Consider the following 415-nt stretch of genomic DNA (forward strand, 5'->3'; position numbering starts at 1 on the left):
TCGGCGTGTGGGGCCGCCGGCCCGACGCCGCCGAGCATCTGGCCGGTCTGCACGGCACCCGGGCGTACGCCGACGTCGACGCGCTCTTCGCCGACGTGGACGCCGTCGCCGTCGCGCTGCCGCCCGCGGTGCAGGCGGAACTGGCGGTGCGCGCGGCACGGGCCGGATGCCATCTGCTGCTCGACAAGCCGCTCGCGCCGACCGTCGCGCAGGGGCGCGCGGTGGTCGAGGCGGCCGAGGAGGCGGGGGTCGCGTCCGTGGTCTTCTTCACCACCCGCTTCCAGCCGGGGCCGGAGGCGTGGATCACCGAGCAGGCGCGCGTGGGCGGCTGGTTCACCGGGCGCGCGCAGTGGCTCGGGGCGGTGTTCACCTCCGACGGCAATCCCTTCGCCGCCTCTGAGTGGCGGCGGGGGAA

At 76.6% G+C, this 415-nt stretch carries 1 protein-coding gene; it reads left to right on the top strand.

Going from position 1 to position 415, the window contains the following annotated elements; all coding sequences use genetic code 11:
* The coding region (locus B7767_RS31765) for a Gfo/Idh/MocA family protein (protein ID WP_143652734.1) at positions 1–415 on the top strand (415 nt) is incomplete at both ends.

The organism is Streptomyces sp. 13-12-16, from assembly GCF_002114215.1.
GTDB lineage: Bacteria > Actinomycetota > Actinomycetes > Streptomycetales > Streptomycetaceae > Streptomyces.